Source organism: Nostoc sp. UHCC 0252 (genome assembly GCF_034931145.1).
Taxonomy (GTDB): Bacteria; Cyanobacteriota; Cyanobacteriia; order Cyanobacteriales; family Nostocaceae; genus Nostoc.
Genome location: NZ_JAYGHE010000171.1, coordinates 1 through 2,939, shown reverse-complemented (window position 1 = coordinate 2,939; position 2,939 = coordinate 1). Strand labels below are relative to the sequence as shown.

Sequence of the window (2,939 nt, the reverse complement as noted above, 5' to 3'; positions counted from 1 at the left end):
CCCCATTAGTTCAAACCACAGTTAATGGTTCAGGTAATAATTCAGGAAAGACACAAACACCAACCTCTAATAACACTAAGTCTATTGCTAAACTGCAAGAGGATTTACGCGATAACTATGGGCAAGTGGCAATCCCAAAAGGCACAATGCTAGCAGTTGAGTTAGCTTCGGTTGATGGCGGCAGTTACGCGATCGCTTATGTCAGAGCGATCATATTAGATAATACAGAATATCCTATTTCTGCGGGTACGATTTCCGTGACTGGGGAAAATGGTAGACCCTTGATAGCTCGGAGATTTCAAGACAGGGGCGGCGAGATTGCACGAAGTGACTTGTTTGGCGGTGCTGTGTCTGCACTCTCAAAGGTTGGGGAGATTATGAACCAAGCAGATAGTGAAGAAGAAATTCTTGATGAATCTACAGGCAGGATTCGCAGACGTAGTAGTGGCAATCAGCGCAATCTTTCTGGTGCGTTAATAGAAGGTTTTTTTGGTAACGTCAGTCAAAATCTTAGTCAACGCAATCAACGTACTACTCAAGAAATTACTTCTCGCCCCAATACTTGGTTTATTCCACAGGGAACCAAAGTTACCTTTAATGTAAATCGCTCTTTAGAGTTGCCATGAAAAGCATAATTAACACAGTTACAAGCGGCACTCTAGCGTTGGCTCTCGCCGCGACTCCACTATCCACAATTGCCGCACCAGTCGTTCGCACCATCAAACAAACTCAAGCTAGTGGTACGGCTGCGAAACTACAAACTATCAACGTTTGGAATGGTCACGGTGTAGCAATTTCTTTCTATGAAATTGGCGAGACAATTAAAAAAGTCTGGTTAGATGATCCATCGCAAATTCTGCTTGACACAGATGGTTGCTTATCGGGACTGGATCAGAATTGCTCTAGCCCCGGCGCTGGGTTGATTCATCTGCGACGGATTAAAAGAGTAAACATTCCTGGGATACCGCAAACATCTACCACTTTGTTAACAGTAATTACGCAGTCATCCTCTGGGGAGCGTAAAGCTTACAGTTTTCGGCTAGCAACAAGTAATGGCACTCCTAAATATAGTCAGGTAACGATCCAGAATGATGTCGCACGAGGACAGACAGCCCCGAAACCTCAATTGCAATCATTAGTTAAAACACAGCAAACAATTAACCAAATTCGAGGCGGTATTGTTGTCGCTGTTAGAAGTGGATGGATTAATCAGCAAGATGAACTACATCAACGATTGCAAAAGTTGATTGGTTATTTACAAGCAGGTGATGACATTTCTACTGCTACTAATAAGGCTGATGTCTCTCAAGACTTAGTTAACAAATTAATTGCTTTGAATAATTTTGATAACTTAAGACAAGGTAATAGTTTATGAAATCATCTTTTCGGCTCAATGATAACGCCTTACGTTACTTCATTTGTTTTGGTTTATTAGGTAGCCTATTTCTTCATAGTTTCATAAGATATGGGCTATTGAACTCTTTTGTAGGCTTTTTGCTACCCAAGGCTTCAGCACAAGTACCCGTTATCAATTCACCTAATGGGTTTACTCCTGATTGGTCGCGCTTGCGTTTTAGCGACATGATTATTTCTCTTAATGGGAGTGTTAGCTATCCAGGCACAAGAGGTACAGAAACTAGAACTTGGACGGCAGGACAAAGCATTAGCGAGTTTATGGAACTGGGAGATTTTGAAACACCCCAATTAGCAATAGAAAATCTAAATATCTCAACCATAGCTTCAGTACAAGGAATCAATTTAAGTGGGTTAACATTAGATGATTTTGAATTAACTCAATGGCAGACCTTACCAAATTTGGTCAAAGCCGTTCCTAATTTGGGTAATAGAAATGTTAATAGTGTTATACCTATCCGTGATTTTGCTAGAAGATTTGGCATTAATGGCAGCACAATTGCTAATCTCAGCCGCTATGACAATTTAAGTAATGTTCAACTTGGTCGAGTAATTAATTTAAAAAATTATCCTTTGACATCCATTCCTAATATCCAGAACACATCTATTAATCGATTTGGGAATTGGCAAGACTCCAGAATTGATGGTGTACCAGGATTATCAACACTCACCTGGGATAATTTACCGGGGTTGAAAACGCTTGACCTTTCATTTGTTGCCAAAGTTGATCTGCCATTGGGAGATATTGAAGCTAACCGTACCCGTTCCATATCTGGTAGCTACCAAGATGGCTTTAATGTTCCCTGTCTACAAAATAATTGCGCTCATACGGAAATGTCAGGCATTGGTAAGACTACTGGAACACAGTGGATGTCCGGGAAATTCCAAAATGTTAATGGTGGATTTGGCATTTTAAAAGCTCTCAATGATGGTCAAGAGCCTACTGGCAGGAACCCCTTTGGCTCTAGTTTTAAGCAAGTAGTTTGGAATATTGATGAAGGCAGTGGAAAGGTGGAGACTACTATGTTCTTCCGCATCTGCAAAACTATACCCTTCATTGGTCGCACTTGCAGCCCCTATTTCATTGGGCCTGTGCCTTTTATTGAGTACCGAGAGAAAGATCCTATCGTTCTTGGTCAACCTAATTCTCTACCTTAAATATGAGCAAATCTTTCAAAATAAATAGCGCTAATCCTCAAACATTTCAGTTTGAGCAATTACAAAATCCTTCAAACGCAATTGGCAAGTACACTCACTCTCTTTTCACCCCCAATGGGCTAACAGTTTTGTCCTTACTTGGTGCTTATATTTTGCTCAGGGTGTTTTTTGGCGATGGTAACAAAAAGAAAATCGCTACAAGTTATTGGGGTGGAGCTAAAGAAACTGCTACTGCTCAGAAAAAAGCCATCTTGCAAATTGCCAATCCCCAATGTGATAGTGCGGCACTTTACATTGGTAAGCCTCAAAGAAAAGGTGGTGGCACTACTTTTTATATTCCTGATGTGCAAAGAGGTACGGCAGTCATC

At 40.9% G+C, this 2,939-nt stretch carries 3 protein-coding genes and 1 pseudogene; all 4 read left to right on the top strand.

Annotated features, from left to right (window positions below; translation table 11 throughout):
* A partial coding sequence (locus tag VB732_RS35730; RefSeq protein WP_323235523.1) for a TrbI/VirB10 family protein occupies positions 1–626 on the top strand: 626 nt, incomplete at its 5' end.
* Complete coding sequence (locus tag VB732_RS35725; RefSeq protein WP_323235522.1) at positions 623–1,375, top strand: hypothetical protein; 753 nt, start codon at positions 623–625, stop codon at positions 1,373–1,375. The genes VB732_RS35730 and VB732_RS35725, both read left to right, overlap by 4 nt.
* Positions 1,372–2,571, top strand: coding sequence for a hypothetical protein (locus VB732_RS35720; RefSeq protein ID WP_323235521.1), 1,200 nt, complete (start codon positions 1,372–1,374; stop codon positions 2,569–2,571). The genes VB732_RS35725 and VB732_RS35720 overlap by 4 nt, the downstream gene beginning before the upstream one ends.
* Positions 2,572–2,573: 2 nt before the next feature.
* Positions 2,574–2,939 (top strand): annotated as a pseudogene (locus VB732_RS35715) (type IV secretory system conjugative DNA transfer family protein); the annotation flags it as partial.

What these genes read in the sequence shown, in the direction of transcription:
- VB732_RS35720 (WP_323235521.1), top strand. Translation starts at nt 1,372, where the DNA reads ATGAAATCATCTTTTCGGCTCAATGATAACGCCTTACGTTACTTCATT.
- VB732_RS35725 (WP_323235522.1), top strand. Translation starts at nt 623, where the DNA reads ATGAAAAGCATAATTAACACAGTTACAAGCGGCACTCTAGCGTTGGCT.